The sequence below is a fragment of the Lysinibacillus sp. 10T31 genome, assembly GCF_056394365.1.
Map to the genome: position 1 here is coordinate 1 of NZ_JBFTHS010000015.1, position 15,702 is coordinate 15,702.

14 protein-coding genes, 1 pseudogene and 1 other annotated feature are annotated in these 15,702 nt (G+C 35.6%); of the genes and pseudogenes, 12 read left to right on the plus strand and 3 right to left on the minus strand.

Going from position 1 to position 15,702, the window contains the following annotated elements:
• The first annotated feature begins 267 nt into the window (after window positions 1–267).
• The 6 genes and pseudogenes from AC1DCY_RS10470 to AC1DCY_RS10495 all read left to right on the plus strand — a co-directional run bounded on the left by AC1DCY_RS10470 (window position 268) and on the right by AC1DCY_RS10495 (window position 5,402).
• Entirely contained in the window at window positions 268–552 is a 285-nt protein-coding gene (locus AC1DCY_RS10470) for a hypothetical protein (RefSeq protein WP_477349852.1), read from the plus strand.
• Window positions 553–1,002: 450 nt separating this feature from the next.
• Window positions 1,003–1,485 (plus strand): RNA polymerase sigma factor, encoded by a 483-nt coding sequence (locus AC1DCY_RS10475; protein ID WP_477349854.1) that lies wholly within the window; start codon window positions 1,003–1,005, stop codon window positions 1,483–1,485.
• The gene (locus AC1DCY_RS10480) at window positions 1,475–2,326 is read left to right on the plus strand and encodes a zf-HC2 domain-containing protein (RefSeq protein ID WP_477349856.1); all 852 of its coding nucleotides are present in this window, start codon (window positions 1,475–1,477) and stop codon (window positions 2,324–2,326) included. The genes AC1DCY_RS10475 and AC1DCY_RS10480 overlap by 11 nt, the downstream gene beginning before the upstream one ends.
• 255 nt (window positions 2,327–2,581) lie before the next feature.
• A pseudogene (locus tag AC1DCY_RS10485) lies at window positions 2,582–3,604 on the plus strand (S66 family peptidase).
• Between the two features lie 257 nt (window positions 3,605–3,861).
• Complete coding sequence (locus AC1DCY_RS10490) at window positions 3,862–4,464, plus strand: hypothetical protein (RefSeq protein ID WP_477349858.1); 603 nt, start codon at window positions 3,862–3,864, stop codon at window positions 4,462–4,464.
• A 311-nt stretch (window positions 4,465–4,775) separates the two neighbouring features.
• The gene (locus tag AC1DCY_RS10495; RefSeq protein WP_477349860.1) at window positions 4,776–5,402 is read left to right on the plus strand and encodes a hypothetical protein; all 627 of its coding nucleotides are present in this window, start codon (window positions 4,776–4,778) and stop codon (window positions 5,400–5,402) included.
• 124 nt (window positions 5,403–5,526) lie between these two features.
• Here AC1DCY_RS10495 and AC1DCY_RS10500 read toward each other — a convergent pair whose 3' ends face one another.
• Window positions 5,527–6,480 (minus strand): TRM11 family SAM-dependent methyltransferase, encoded by a 954-nt coding sequence (locus AC1DCY_RS10500; RefSeq protein WP_477349862.1) that lies wholly within the window; start codon window positions 6,478–6,480, stop codon window positions 5,527–5,529.
• Window positions 6,481–6,740: 260 nt separating this feature from the next.
• On the opposite strand from AC1DCY_RS10500, the gene AC1DCY_RS10505 reads away from it, so the two are divergent.
• Complete coding sequence (locus AC1DCY_RS10505) at window positions 6,741–7,565, plus strand: DNA alkylation repair protein (RefSeq protein ID WP_477349864.1); 825 nt, start codon at window positions 6,741–6,743, stop codon at window positions 7,563–7,565.
• A 50-nt stretch (window positions 7,566–7,615) separates the two neighbouring features.
• On the opposite strand, the gene AC1DCY_RS10510 is transcribed toward AC1DCY_RS10505, so the two are convergent.
• Complete coding sequence (locus tag AC1DCY_RS10510) at window positions 7,616–7,987, minus strand: hypothetical protein (RefSeq protein WP_477349866.1); 372 nt, start codon at window positions 7,985–7,987, stop codon at window positions 7,616–7,618.
• 81 nt (window positions 7,988–8,068) lie between these two features.
• On the opposite strand from AC1DCY_RS10510, the gene AC1DCY_RS10515 reads away from it, so the two are divergent.
• A complete protein-coding gene (locus tag AC1DCY_RS10515) occupies window positions 8,069–8,776 on the plus strand; it encodes a DNA alkylation repair protein (RefSeq protein ID WP_477349868.1) in 708 nt (235 codons plus the stop codon).
• Window positions 8,777–8,910: 134 nt separating this feature from the next.
• Here AC1DCY_RS10515 and AC1DCY_RS10520 read toward each other — a convergent pair whose 3' ends face one another.
• On the minus strand, window positions 8,911–9,531 hold the full coding sequence (locus AC1DCY_RS10520; RefSeq protein ID WP_477349869.1) for a TetR/AcrR family transcriptional regulator: 621 nt from the start codon (window positions 9,529–9,531) through the stop codon (window positions 8,911–8,913).
• 225 nt (window positions 9,532–9,756) lie between these two features.
• Here AC1DCY_RS10520 and AC1DCY_RS10525 point away from each other — a divergent pair, with 225 nt between their 5' ends.
• From AC1DCY_RS10525 to AC1DCY_RS10540, 4 genes are all read left to right on the plus strand, one after another.
• Entirely contained in the window at window positions 9,757–10,509 is a 753-nt protein-coding gene (locus AC1DCY_RS10525; RefSeq protein WP_477349871.1) for a glucose 1-dehydrogenase, read from the plus strand.
• A gap of 199 nt (window positions 10,510–10,708) precedes the next feature.
• Window positions 10,709–10,931 (plus strand) — a binding site (T-box leader).
• A gap of 529 nt (window positions 10,932–11,460) precedes the next feature.
• The gene (locus tag AC1DCY_RS10530) at window positions 11,461–12,798 is read left to right on the plus strand and encodes a sodium-dependent transporter (RefSeq protein ID WP_477349873.1); all 1,338 of its coding nucleotides are present in this window, start codon (window positions 11,461–11,463) and stop codon (window positions 12,796–12,798) included.
• A gap of 1,104 nt (window positions 12,799–13,902) precedes the next feature.
• On the plus strand, window positions 13,903–15,261 hold the full coding sequence (locus AC1DCY_RS10535) for an aspartate kinase (RefSeq protein ID WP_477349875.1): 1,359 nt from the start codon (window positions 13,903–13,905) through the stop codon (window positions 15,259–15,261).
• Between the two features lie 244 nt (window positions 15,262–15,505).
• Window positions 15,506–15,688: a hypothetical protein gene (locus AC1DCY_RS10540; RefSeq protein WP_049665861.1), complete on the plus strand. Its 183-nt coding sequence runs from the start codon at window positions 15,506–15,508 to the stop codon at window positions 15,686–15,688.
• The last annotated feature ends 14 nt before the right edge of the window (window positions 15,689–15,702 follow it).

The window sequence follows — 15,702 nt, forward strand, 5'->3', positions numbered from 1 at the left end:
GGTTGTGAAGTAGGTCAGTTTTTTTTACGGATTCAAGATCCAAAGAGCTGCCCGACCTATTCTTCACCTCTACTATATAAAAAAATAGTAGTACGAACCAATGCCTTGGTCTGCACTACTAATCTTAGTATGTTTTTATTGAACTAACGATGCAGTTTTGTTTAACAAGGAGTATATAGTTTAATGATTTATTCCTAAATAAAGGAAATTGATGTTATGATTAATAATGGTAACTTTATGGTTGGATTGAGGAGAGGAAGGTGACGCATGAAAAATAGAGTAAATTATATATCCCAAACTTTAGTAGCGGGATTTTTCACTTTAATAGTAGTAATTGACTTCTTCCCCGATATAGGTATAAATATTTCAATAGGGATAATGGGGGTTGTTACCTTTATTGTCTTAGCTTTTATTACCCGTCAAAATGGGGAGCCGGTATTTAAATCAAGCAAGCAAAAACTTATTTTTACCTTTTTTTCGGGTATATACATTTTCTCTTTACTAATAATTTTAAGTTTACTTGGTGGTGTTTCTCAGGTTGGTATTGAATAGACTAATCCAATACTATGGGGCTTATTTTTGATAGAAGTTCTTGTTTCCTATACTAAATATAAAAAGGAATTAAAACGAACAAGCAACAATGGTAGCGGAACTTTTCATAATTCTTAAATAATCTTATTAAGCTAACGGGGTGCGATTGCGCAAGTAATCACTCTTTTGCTAAAGATATGGGTTAATCTCGAATTGATATTTAATTGACGGATTTAATGAGATTGTCTGTAAGAGTAAATACAACTAAAATCTATTTAAATCTTGAAACCTGAACAGTTGTTCAACCAACAGTTTGGGTTTTTGTAATATTTATTAGGTTAGATCAAAAAGCCTTTACTATGCTCTCATAGACACATTTAATAATGCTAAATGGAGATTATAAAAAAAGTTTAAAAAGTTTGTAACGAAATGATGACTTTTTAGATATATAGGTTGAAAGGAGGTGCAACATTGGGAGAGCTTACTGAAATCTATGAGCTATATGCCGATGGAGTCTTTAAATATTTGATGGTCCTTTGCCACAGTTCAGACATTGCAGAAGAGCTAACACAAGAGACCTTTTATCAGGCTATTCGCTCAATCGACAATTATAACGGTGAATGCAAAATGTCCGTATGGCTCTGCCAAATTGCGAAGCATACATATTATAAGCACGTGGACAAGCAAAATAAACAACCGAATCAATCACATTCATTGAATCATTTGCCTTCAGTCGAAATCAATATCATCGAAAATGAAGATAAAATTGCACTTTACCGAACGATTCATTTATTAGACGAGCCATATAAAGAAGTTGTGTTGCTACGTATACTGGGTGGATTAAGCTTTAGAGAAATCGGCGAAATACACCAAAAAAATGAAAATTGGGCAAGGGTCACCTTTTACAGAGCCAAGTTAAAATTAAGAGAGCGAGGGATGAAAGATGAAGAATGAATGTTACATTGTCCGTGACTTATTACCATCTTATATAGATCATCTATGTAGTGAAGAAACCTCAAAATTTGTAAAGCAGCACATCGATAATTGTGAACAATGCGCTCAAATTTATAATCAAATGCGTAGAGAGTTTGATGTCCAAGAGCAACCAGAAATTCCAGCCCGTATAGAACAAAAGGAGCCTTTTCAAAGAATCGGCAATTTTTTCAAAGCCCAAAAAAATTACACTACTTTTTTAAGAACTTCATTTTGGATTTCGCTTATTGTGACAGTCGGATTTACTATATATTCTTTGAACGTGTTGATTGACCTTAACAATGAGCGAGAACAGGCACAAGTAATTGAACAGCAAAAGTACGACATTATGGATAAGGCATTCGTAGCAATATTGTCACAAAATAATATAGATGAACCAGCACTCCAAGCTGTTTTTCAGGAATATAGTAAGCAACTACAGTATTTAGCTGTATTTTCTACTGAAAATATAAATAATGATGATGTTATATATTTACAAGAAGGTCCTAAAAATTTATTTCCACTTGATTATTCACAAGCAGAACTTGTAATTGGAGAAAAAGGTAAGATTACGGAGTCCATCATTCCGAACGATTATGATATTGGGACAGTAGCAATGGCTAATGAACGGTGGATTGTACAATTTGAATATAAAGAAGCCTTTCTTGAAACGGTTGAAAATGCACATCAAATAACACACTATGCACCTTCGAATTGGACTGTCTTTCAGATACCAATTTTGTTATTAGTCGTAACAGTATATCTACTAGGAAACTTGTTGTACGAAAAACGGATTACAAGACCCGTGGAAAATATATTGTAATAGCTTAAACAATTTTAGGTTTGCATAATCAAAGTAACAGCAATTCTGTACTCGGTGATTCAACAATCGGCCGCGAATATTGAAAAAGCAACTCTCTCTTATTGAACTAACGGGGGCAAGAGTTAAAAAAGGTGTTGCAGCTGCAACATCTTTTTTCTTGTTGTGCTATCGGTGCAGGATAGTTTAGGTAGAAAATAGTTATTGTTCGACTAAATTCAATTTGGTAAAATAATGTAAAAGTTAAGGGGGATACATATGATTAAATACCCGTTTTTAGAAAGAGATGCAACCATCGGAGTCACGGCACCTTCATCTGGGGTACAAGTTGAGTTACATGATATATTAAAATAATCATGTGAGCGTCTGAAATCGAAAGGATTTAAAATCATATGTGGTGATACGGTTTGGACTCAAGAAAAAGCCAAATCCGCACCTGCCGAAAAACGTGCAGATGAGTTTAATGAAATGATGCGTGATGATAATATTAATATCATTATTCCTCCATGGGGTGGAGAACTATTAATTGAAATACTTGAAAAAATTGATTTTGAAAATATAAAAAATAAATGGGTATTAGGTTATTCAGATATAAGTGCATTATTATTAGCAATCACATTAAAAACAGGTATAGCTACTGCTCATGGTACAAATTTTGTAGATTTAAGAGGGGAATATTCAGATGACACCACTGCAATGTGGCAGTCTGTATTATCGACAAATATTGGAGAATCTGTCCTTCAACATTCATCAGCTAAATTTCAAAAAGAATGGCAACACAATTCTCCGTCTCCATGTGTTTTTAATTTAACAGAACAAACCTATTGGAAAACTGTGTCAAATCAAAAAGTTAAGATACAAGGTCGTTTACTTGGTGGATGTATAGACGTGATAAGACATTTGATTGGTACCGCTTATGGTGATGTACAAAACTTTAGTAAACAATATATCAATGGAGAGCCTGTATTATGGTATTTAGAAAATTGCGAACTGAACACAACAGATTTAAGAAGGTCATTAGTACAAATGAAGTTAGCTGGTTGGTTTGAACAATGTTCAGGTATTATTTTTGGTCGAAGTGATGCGAATACACCTGTAAATAACTATACGGTTGAAGATGTTTATAAAGAACTTTCTGATGAGCTTGGGATACCTATTATTTATGACGTGGATTGCGGTCATGTTCCACCACAAATCACTTTTATAAATGGTGCTTATGCTGAAGTAGAAGTAGAAGTAGAAGAAGGTAAAGGTATTATTTTGCAATACTTTAATCAATAGAAAGATAAATTTTCTTTGTTGAACCAACAGGGTCTTTCGTTAAAGAAGAATTTACTAAAGTTCAAGTTAATCTATTAAATGTGTAGAATCAACTTGGACTTTATGTATTAACAGCAACAAACATAGAGTAGAATTTATACAACTTTATCATACACTTAGGTTATCTAAGTTCACGATATAAATATTGTTTCTAATTCAACTAACAAAGTAGTTTTACTACACTTTTGTAGCATTATACGAAGCAAGGATGTGATTGAATGTTTCGAGATGGATTTCCAAACTATTTGAGAGATGATGTGACGACAGTGGTTGGAATGATTCCTCATAAAACTTATAATAATGGCACTATCGGTGTGTCAGAGGATACTATTCAATATTTTCAAGATAATAAAGTGATTAGATTTCCTTATCGTACCTACTACATTGATATTTCGGATGAAGTTAAAGAAAATTTAAGTCAACGACAAAAAATGATTTTGCATTGTATTTATTCAAGAAGTTGTGACGGATTTGTTCGCCAAAAGCATATTTATTCATTGCTTCAGATGGATTATGAAGACTGGGCTATTCCTTATATCGTAAAAATATGTGATGAATATGTAGTAGAAATATTAGAGATGACTTATGATATTTTAAAAGAGCAGGATACCGAACGGATTAAAAGATTTTGTCTTGAAAATATTGTGCCGTTTTGCAAAAGCTATAATAGAATGATTAGCTATTGGAACGAGTTTTACCGATATAAATACACTAATTTTCAAAAATATATTGGCAGGAAGTTATTTAGAGATTGTTTTGGTTATTCTAAATCAATGGAACGTAGGGCAAAGGAGATTTGTGAAACATCTCACTTAAAATAACGGAGTGCGTTAGTTGAATAATAATAATAAAAATAGAACTTCCGCTTTTATGGAAGTTCTATTTTTTATGCTTAATCAACATTGAAATTTAACAAAGCTTATTTATAAAAAAATGCTGGCTGCGAGGGTGTTTCTGATCAAACTTTATAGCAGGTATCCCATGTAACTACAACCGTATGAATTGTACAGTGTGAATGAATTTCAGAAATAAGGAATATTATTATTATCTTTACTTTGGCGAAATTCTCCGTAATGGTGAAACAGAATCTTTTAGCCTTTTAGAATGAAATTGGAAGAGGAGGGTTCATGATATGTCGCAAAACATCATTCCTAGAGCTGCTATGCGCGGGACGGCTTTTGGAGTTATCTTCATGGCGTTTTTCGGTACACTGTGGGCGGGAATTGGAATTAGAGGACTGCAGGGGTGGGGATTTCTTTGGCTGTTGATCTTATCCCTATTGATTGGTGTAATATTGCTTATTGGAGGAATCGTATTGATAATGAATTCAAAAAGCTTATCAAACGATATGGGGAAAGGGGATTCCCAGCGGTGGAAACGAAAGAATATGTGGTTCGGTATTATTTTCGGTTTAGAAGGCGTATTGATAGCCGTCGCTGCCGGAATTTGTGGATCTACCAATCATTTGGATTTGTTTGTCCCCGTTATGGCTCTTATTGTCGGTGCTCATTTCTTTCCTCTAGCGCACCTTTTCCGGGTGAAGATCTATTATATTTCGGGTTCACTTCTTTGTCTGTTTTCGGCAATCGCGCTATTTACTTTCCCTATAAAAGTTACCTGGGGAAATTATCAAATTATGGTATGGTGGACATCTGTTGGTTTTAGCTCAGCCCTAATATTGTGGGGGACCGGGGTGGCAGTTTGGATTACAGGACATAGACTACTAAATAGGGCTGTGAATGGATCCAAAAAAGCTTAGGCATTTTTAATAAAACTAACAAAAAGAGACCTAGATAGTTGACCAGGTCTCTGTTTTATGTAGCAGATTTTTTTAGAAATGATTTTCAGCAAATTGCCTCTTACGTCGTACCCTAAAAACTATGTTATTCACATAATAGAATTTGACGTAGAAACGATTGCTTTTTAGCAACGCATCGATCTTTTATAATCAAACCTGCATCTTCTATCATGTCATCAATTGTTTCAATTGTAACGACAATAACCTTATCAGCAATCCGGCGAGCATGTTTTATAATATCAAATTGATCTTCTGGTGATGAATGCGTAAATAAGTTATATGGTAAATCAATTATGGCGACATCATAATGTTCTGTTACTTCTGAGATTGGACCTACTGTAATTTGGCCTGTTAATCCAAAATAAGCGATGTTTTCTCGGGAACCTTTGCAAACATTGTAATATATATCTCGCCCTTCAATATTAATTCCCATGGAAAGGGCTTCAATTACTACTGTCCCAATACCACAACAAGGGTCGATTGCACGTATATTCTGAGGCTGTGGAACTGCGATATTCGCAACAGCACGAGCTACTCTTGTACTAAGTGCCGTTGAATAACTGTTTGGTTTGTGTAAATGTCTAAGCCAAATGGATTCACTCTTCATATACTTTCCAAAATGCCATATCCCATCTACTAACATAAGACCAAATACGATGTTAGGATGATTTAGGTCTGGTTCTCCCTCAATGCATAATCCTATCTCGCGTTCTATTAATCGACGCTCTGACTGAGGAATTTTCCTCGTTTCACCTATATCCATATTATTTAAACAAACCACTTTAAAAGTTGCTTCATTTATGTTTATACCCTTCACCAATGTCTTGATGTTCTCTACGCTGTTTTCTTCATAGAGCACTTCAAGTCGGTCTTGTATAAAAGGGCTACGGCTTGGATCAATGTTAATATTGCTTATTATATAGTTTGATTGGGAATCAAGACTAAAAAATGAACGCATCTCCATTCTACATAGATCGTACTCGTCAACATGATGTACATATGTGTATATAAATTTATGATTATTTTGCTCGTTGCTCAATTGATTACCATCCTTTTATATTGTTGTTCACTTGATTTTACTCACGCTCATAAAAAACAAATGAAGTTACTTATTGTGTAATCGTATCATAGGCGTCTCTATCAAGCCACTCGATATCAATATCGATTTACAATTGCCGATTTTTACTTGAGTAGAGGGAATAGTGGAAATAATCTGTGAGAAGAAATAATATAAAAAATAGACATCTATTCATTTCAACATGTCGGATTTTATGTCCCACAATAACAGGAGGGTGTTAAATGGTTGTAAAAGAAGATATTTTACATAGAAAGGGTGCTAGAAAAGCTAGCGAAATCCCTAGTGAAGTTTTAACATTGTTGAATCAAGGGAAAATAGAGAGTGTTAACTTAACAGAGTGGCAGGCTGTTCATCATATTACTTTATTAAAAAAAGTTCTACCATCAATTGGGCTAGAAGATAAGTTAGAATTTATACTAACTGAGGTAGAGAAGCAAAAAGTTGAAACGGGAATGAAGGCCATACGTTTAATTGGAAGTTTATTAGATACCGTCTTAATGGAAGAGAGTGCAACAAAAAAAGAGGAGCTAATCACAATATGCGCTCATCATGTATCTGATAGTGTCCGGTGTTGGGCGGCATTTATGAATAAAAACAACGATTATTCTTTAGAGGAGAAGCTGTTGTATATCCAACCCTTCGCAGCAGATCGTCATTTTGGTGTTCGGGAAATTGCTTGGATGTCTATTAGGGAGGACCTTTCAGCAAATATTGAGCATAGTGTAGAATTGTTAACGGGGTGGACGAAAAGTGAAGATGAAAACATTCGTAGGTTCAGTTTAGAATCAATTCGTCCTCGCGGAGTATGGACAAAGCATATTGAAGTTTTAAAGGAAGAACCGCAAATCGCACTTCCTATTTTAAATTTACTAAAATCAGATCCGGCAAAGTATGTTCAAGATTCTGTCGGCAACTGGTTAAATGATGCTAGCAAAACTCAACCAGAATGGGTAATAAACCTATGTGATGAATGGCAAAAAGAATCTCCAACTAAGGCAACTGAGAGAATTATTAAAAAGGCTCAAAGAACAATTGTAAAAAGTTAATTGGCTTTTGAAAAATGTATTCAGCCTTGAATTTTTCACTATAACAATCATCAAGCCGAACAAGCAAAAGGTATTAATCCTGTTGCTTGTTCATTTTTTTTCTTGATTGCTAAATATAATGAGAAACTAATCGCAATAAACATTATCGCAGAAAAAATAAGCGAAAACGTGGCTTCATAGTAGATAGATGTAATCAATAAGACAAGAGAACTAATGATGATAACAACACGTAATAATATATCTGTTTTTTCGCTTGGATTAAAAAAATCTTGAATAATACCAAATAAATAAGCAAAACCGAAAAATAGAAGATACTCATAAACAAAAATAGGCTTTACATAATCCGGAATACCAAAATAAATTATTTCAAAAATAAAAATGAGTAACACATATTGTAAAAAATGAAGCGTTTTAGTTTTCAATCTTTAATTGTCTATAGGATAATGGTTAAATATTTAATGGCAAAATATTTGAGGGAATACTCCAAAAAGGAAGTGCGAAAAATGAATCTAGAAATGGTAATGCAGGAGCTTGAGGCTCTTGGCAAGGAACGAACTAAAAAAATCTATATATCCAATGGTGCGCATGAGCCGCTTTTTGGCGTGGCAACAGGTGCAATGAAACCAATCGCTAAGAAAATAAAACTAAATCAACCATTAGCTGAAGAACTTTATGCCACAGGGAATTACGACGCAATGTATTTTGCAGGCATTATTGCAGATCCAAAGGCGATGACTGTGTCAGATTTTGATCGTTGGATGGACTCGGCATATTTTTATATGCTGTCGGATTATGTGGTAGCAGTAACTTTAGCGGAAGCAGATGTTGCACAAGAAGTTGCTGACAAATGGATCGCAAGTGGTGAAGAGCTGAGAATGTCAGCGGGCTGGAGTTGCTACTGTTGGCTTTTAGGGAATCGCTTAGACGATGAATTTTCCGAGAGTAAAATGGCCAACATGATTGAAATTGTGAAAAATACGATTCACGAATCGCCAGAACGAACGAAATCGGCTATGAATAATTTTCTATACACTGTAGGGGTTTCATATTTACCGCTCCATGAAAAGGCTGTCGACATTGCAAAGGAAGTAGGTCCAGTTGAAGTTAAACGGGATAAGAAAAAAAGTAGTGTCCTGCACGCTTACGAAAATATTCAAAAGGATGTAGATAAAGGGAGACTTGGTTTCAAACGCAAATATGTAAGATGTTAAACAATTGCCGCGCATCACGAACAATAAATCAAATCTTGTTTAAGAGAGAATTTCAATTTTATTTGAAATTCTCTCTTTTTTAGTGATACTAATGGATGGTTTTTCTTAAGAAGTTGTTAGGCTGAAAAACTGTTTTATTGTCCAAAAGGATGGTCAATATATGGACCCTTCACTGTAATACGCAATAGCTGAGTAGCCATAAATTTTGGTGAATAAGGCATATCGTTTTCTAACCACCAAACAATCACCTCCAGAAAGGCAGCAGCAAAATATCTGACAGCCATTTCACGTGGAACTGTAAGCTTTTTGTCATCGGGCTGCATAGAGTTTATGCCATTTGAGACAAAATCTTTGATGATTTCCTTCAAACCTGAAGAAAAATAAGGAATGTCTTTTTCAGTTAAAAACACTTTATATAATTTGCTATTTAAAGAAATTTGCTCGAATAAATGCATAAATGTATCGTGTGGCTCATCTGCATCTTTTGAGAAATCAAATTCCACCTTGCCCTCAAATGTAACGTTAAGACTGCTCACTAAATCATTTAATATTTCCTTTGTACTTTGATAGAGAAGATCAAGCTTATCGCTATAGTGTAGATAAAAGGTAGCACGATTTAAGGTCGCTCGCTCTGTAATATCTTGTACCGTAATCTTGTCATAGCCTCTTTCCTCAATTAATTCCACAAGTGCGTCTCTTAGTAGTTGGCGCGTCCTCATAACCCGAGGGTCCATTTTCTGTTTCTTATTCGACATTTTTGAGCTCCTTGTCTTATTTTTTCTATTTTTACAACACTAGCTATAAGTTCGTTGATAAAGCGTCGAATTTATGAAATGTGTTGTTTGCTCTTTTGAAGAGTATTGATATACTTATATTAACGACACCGTGTCGATAATACAACTAGTTGTTAATATGTTCATGAATTAGTCATTTTATTAATTGGAATAGATATCTAACAAATATAGAGAGGAAGTTTTAAAATGGGTCGTTTAAATGGAAAAGTAGCCATTATTACAGGAGCAGCAATGGGGATGGGTGCTTCTGAAGCAAAATTATTTGCTCAAGAGGGAGCAAAAGTTATCGCAACAGATGTTCAAATCGAGCCATTGAACCAATTAGTAAAGGAAATTAAAGAAAGTGGCGGGGATGCTATAGGGATCCAGCATGATGTGACATCTGAAGATGCTTGGAAGTCCGTCATTGACGAAGCAGTGAAGACATATGGTAAAGTCGATGTACTCGTTAACAATGCCGGTATTTCTTCACCAAAAACAATTGCCAACATGGAAATGGACGAATGGAATAAAATAATGGACATTAACTTAAATGGCTGCATTATTGGTATGAAATATGTGATTCCTGAAATGAAGAATGCAGGTGGCGGCACTATTATCAATATTTCATCCATTGGTGGTATTGTTGGTATGGCAGGTACAAGTCCATACACAGCGGCTAAAGGAGCACTACGAGTACTATCAAAATCAGCGGCAGTTGAATACGGAAAAGATAAAATTCGTGTAAATTCAGTACATCCAGGTATCGTCGTAACTCCAATGACAGCACCAACGATGGAAGAAGGAGGAGCCCTTCCATTCTATAAAACGTATACACAGCTTCCGTACTTTGGTGAACCAGAGGATGTAGCCTATGGCGTTGTATTTTTAGCATCTGACGAATCACGCTTTATGACAGGTGCAGAATTAGTTATTGATGGTGGTTGGACAGCTATTTAATAAAGAACAATTAAGCTTAAAAACTAGGTTTTACATAGAATGTGAGCCTAGTTTTTTTGTTATTTTATAAGAATATATGCGGAAGTATAAAAACATGCGCGAATGAAAATAAGAGGATAATACATAAAATTTCAAAAAATTAATTGACGCTAGTATTAAATGTGTGATAAAAATGATAGTATCAATTCGGAAAATTAATATTTGGGCAATGATAGGATTAAGTAGTGAAAATCTCCCTATTTCAGAGAGCTGATGGTTGGTGCGAATCAGTATATAGATGATCATGAATTTCGACCTGGAGCATCTTTCATAAATCACGCGTTGTGAGGAAGTGGAAGACGGTAGTGAATACCGTTATCAAATAAAGTGGTGAAGAATTTTTTCACAACTAGGGTGGTACCGCGATATATATCGTCCCTACGTATTTACGTAGGGACGTTTTTTTTATTAAGGTTTTACTCTTGTTGTATTTTCATAACTAGGGTGGTACCGCGATGTATAATCGTCCCTACGTATTTGCGTAGGGACGTTTTTTATTGAGGCTTTACTCTTGTTGTAACTTCATAACTAGGGTGGTACCGCGATATTGAATCGTCCCTACGTATTTGCGTAGGGACGATTTTTTAACTTCCTTTAGCGGGTGTCCAAACACCCGCTGAAAGAAGTTAAAGCCTCCGGCGGATGTCACGGAATCGGCAAGGAGTTCTTTGTGCAGGAACAAAGCCGATTTCGGACGCAATTATGCCGAGGCATAATTGATTCTGGTTTTATACTTGTTATATCTTCATAACTAGGGTGGTACCGCGATATTTTTATCGTCCCTACGTTTTCGTAGGGACGATTTTTATTTGAAAAGCAGTGGTTGTATGAGAAAGGAGTCATGATAGACCAATATGAATAAAGACCGAATTGTAATAAACAAAGAAATAGAAAAAGAGAGGAGATAAAGAGATGAATTCACAGCAATGGACATCGAAATTAGGTTTCATTTTAGCCGCAGCAGGTTCAGCAATAGGTCTTGGAGCGATTTGGAAGTTCCCGTATATGGCCGGTATTGGAGGTGGCGGAGCGTTCTTCCTTATTTTCATCGGTTTTACTTTATTAATTGGTTTACCGTTATTATTGGCGGAATTTGTAATTGGAAGAAGCACACAAAAAGAGGCTGTTGAAGCATATAGAACTATCTCTCCTAATACGCAATGGCCGTGGGTTGGTAAATTAGGGATTGCAACATGCTTCATCTTGCTTTCATTCTACAGTGTTGTAGGAGGATGGATTTTATTATATTTATGGAATGCAATCACAGGTAGACTATGGGAAGGAAATGGCGCGTACGAAGCCACTTTTAATGAAATTATTTCCAATCCGTTTTTAGCGGTTGGATCACAGTTATTATTTATTCTTATTACTATTTTTATCGTTAGTAAAGGAGTTCAAAATGGTGTTGAAAAAGTAAATAAATATTTCATGCCAGCACTGTTTGTTTTATTCTTTGTCTTAATTATTCGTGCTCTTACATTAGATGGAGCTGGAGAAGGGGTTCGCTTCTTCTTACAGCCTGATTTCTCAAATGTTACATCTGAAGTTATATTATATGCGATGGGGCAATCGTTCTTCTCGTTATCTGTCGGTGTAGGCGTAATGGTTACGTATAGCTCATACTTACCGAAAGAAGAAAGTTTACCGCGTTCTGCATTTTCTATTGTCGGTTTAACGCTTGTCATTACATTACTTGCAGGACTTGCTATTTTCCCAGTAGTATTCGCATTTGGAATGGAACCATCTCAAGGACCAGGTCTATTATTTATTGTCTTGCCAGCGATTTTCAGTAAAATGGCATTTGGGAAAGTGTTCTTCATTATTTTCTTGTTACTATTTTTCTTCGCTACTATAACATCAGCCATCTCCATGTTGGAAATTAGCGTGGCCTCTTTAACGACAAAAGGTAAAGGGAAACGCGAAAAAATGGCATTGATTGTAGGATTACTAATCTTTGTTGTAGGGATTCCATCGGCGCTATCATTTGGTGTATTAAGCGATGTGCAATTGTTTGGAAAAACAATCTTTGATTTAGCAGACTTTACAGTAAGTAATGTTCTTATGCCACTCGGTGTATTATTAGTTGCGATCTTCGTACCGTTTAAAATGAAGAAAGATGTATTAATGAGAGAACTAGGTGTAAGTAAAAATAAAGGCTATAAATTATTTGTATTATGGTTATTCATACTTCGCTATATAGCACCAATTGCTATTATTATCGTATTTTTAAATGTAATTGGATTGATTTAAATACAAAAGGCTCTAGCATAATGTTATGTTGGGGCCTTTTCGCTATAAAATTATCTGTTTTGCAATACGTACTGTAACAAAGTAACTCCAAAATATACAATGTTGTTTACTTCACTTTTTTTCTTCACAAGAAGATTTGGGTTTAACCGTCACCTCAAAAACTGCTCCGGTCCAAGAGGAAAGTGATCGGGTCCCCCAAAGAACTGCTCAGGTCCAAGAGGAAAGTGATCGGGTCCCCCAAAGAACTGCTCAGGTCCAAGAGGAAAGTGATCGGGTTCCTCAAAAAACTGCTCAGGTCCAAGAGAAAATCGCTCTGGCCACCTCGAAGAACTGCTCCGGTCCCCAAAAATACCCCTCAGGCCCCTATAAATACAGCCCTCCACAGAATACAAGCGGAAAGCTACGCAAATCAAAGCAATACCTATCTAAAACAGATAAAAAATAAAAAAAGAATAGCTTGACATTGCTCGAAATAGCACAAACATCACAAGTTTTTATGCATATCATAATGGAGAAAGCGTTTTCTTCAATTAATATAGAAGAAAGACACTACAATTAAATCAAGTATCCTGAAAAATATTTGCTAATTTAAGTAAGTACAGAAGGGGCTTGCATGGTGTACATTTCATTACTTGGTTTTTATTACGACACTAGGAGGAAGGGCAAAGATAGTCATGTCCGAAGAGTTTCAATCTGAAGTTGTTGTAATAAGACCCACTTCCTGCTGTTGAAGTGATACATCTTATCTTTATACAACAAAATTGTTTATATTGATATCCACAAATATATTCGTAAAGACGTGATTTGGATTGTCATGTCAGATCTAGTATTAAAAAATTCTGTAAATTAGATGATTTCAGCTAGTTCAGACAAATATTTGTACGAATATTGGAAATCTACGAAAAAAATTTGCAAAAACCTTAACTATTTCATACGAAATCCGTATAATAAATCAAACAGTGTGAAAATTGTCCATTTTCCATCGATTAATTGCGTGAATTTTTTAAATTGTATTGACGTGGGGAACTATAATTTGTACACTGTGTACATTCAATTGTTTTTTGGAGGAATACATTTAATTTAAAAAGTTAGGATTTGATGGTTATGATCGTATGTAAATTTGGTGGAACATCTGTAGCAAGTGCAGAACAAATTCAAAAAGTAGCAAACATTGTAAAATCTAATCCGGCACGTAAAATCGTAGCCGTTTCTGCACCTGGGAAGCGCTCTGGTGACGATATAAAGGTAACTGACTTATTAATTAACTTAGCAATGGCAGCATTAAAAAATGAAGAAATTGAAGAAGAATTGCAAATCGTTGTCAATCGCTTTATGGCGATTGCGGATGGTTTGGAGTTAGATCATACAATTTGTGACGTGATCGCTGAAGATTTACATGAACGTGTAAAAGGTGATAAATCGAATGAGGAATTATTTATCGATAGCATCAAAGCGGCAGGGGAAGACAATAACGCGAAGCTAATCGCTGCTTATTTTAATTCAATCGGTATGCCGGCACGCTACGTAAGTCCAAAAGATGGTTTGGTTGTCAATGATTTACCTGAACGCACATATGCATTACCAGAGGCTTATGCGAATTTAGCGCCTCTAAAAAACACCAAAGAAGTCATTGTTTTCCCAGGTTTCTTCGGTTACACTAAAGCGGGCATACTGCGTACTTTTGACCGTGGTGGCTCTGATATTACAGGCTCTATTTTAGCAGCTGCTGTTGAAGCAGAGCTTTATGAAAACTTTACGGATGTGGACTGTGTGTTCTCCGCAAATCCGAAAGTTGTGAATGATCCAGTGGAAATTAAAGAAATTACGTATCGCGAAATGCGCGAATTATCCTATGCGGGCTTTTCAGTTTTCCATGATGAAGCGTTAATGCCTGTCTACAAGATTGGGGTGCCAGTTAACATAAAAAATACAAATAATCCATCAGCCCCGGGTACTCGTATCGTACCAAGACGCTCTGTAACAGGACGTCCGGTTACAGGTATCTCGGCAGACAGTGGCTTTTCAACTTTATATGTGTCAAAATATTTGATGAATAGGGAAGTAGGCTTTGGCCGTAAGCTTCTACAAATTTTAGAAGATGAAAATATTTCATATGAACACACACCGTCTGGTTTAGACGATATTTCTGTCATTATGCGTTCAAATCAAATAACACTAGAAAATGAAGAACGAATTCTTTCTCGTGTGAAAAATGAGTTAAATGCAGATGATGTGCAAATGCGTCATGGGTTCTCTATGATTGTTATAGTAGGCGAAGGCATGCGTAATAACACAGGTCTAGCGGCACGTGCTGCTACTGCGATTTCAAAAACAGGTGCAAATATAGAAATGATTAATCAAGGTTCATCTGAAGTTAGTCTAGTATTCGGTGTGCTACAAGAATATGAAAACCAAATTTTACAAGCACTTTATGAGGAATTTTTTGCTCATGCGAGAGTGTAAGAAAATAAAGTGAATCTTTAAATCAGTGGGGATTTTTCATCCCCACTGAACGTGTAGATATTGTCCTACCTAGCTACTTTGCTTTCGCTAAATGTTTGGATGGAAGTCCTGTATCTGACGCTTTGCTATCGGTACTGAAAAATGACTGCTCGTGTACAATGCTAATCCTTGAACTGGATTAGTGTTTTCTTTTTGACGGGAATACGGTAAAATCAAGGGCGTACATTGATTGGAGGTCTTTCTGTTGAAAAAATTATCGATTGGTATGTTTCTATCAATGATAGGCATACTATTTGTTTGCTTAACAATCATGGATATTTTACCGTCCTCGACAAAAACAATGAAAATTGTCTATATCGGTATTGGCTGGGTGTTTATCATTGCGGGATCCATTATTCGTTTTAAAACCTTAAAACAAAGGCAATAACGGATTATCTCAAA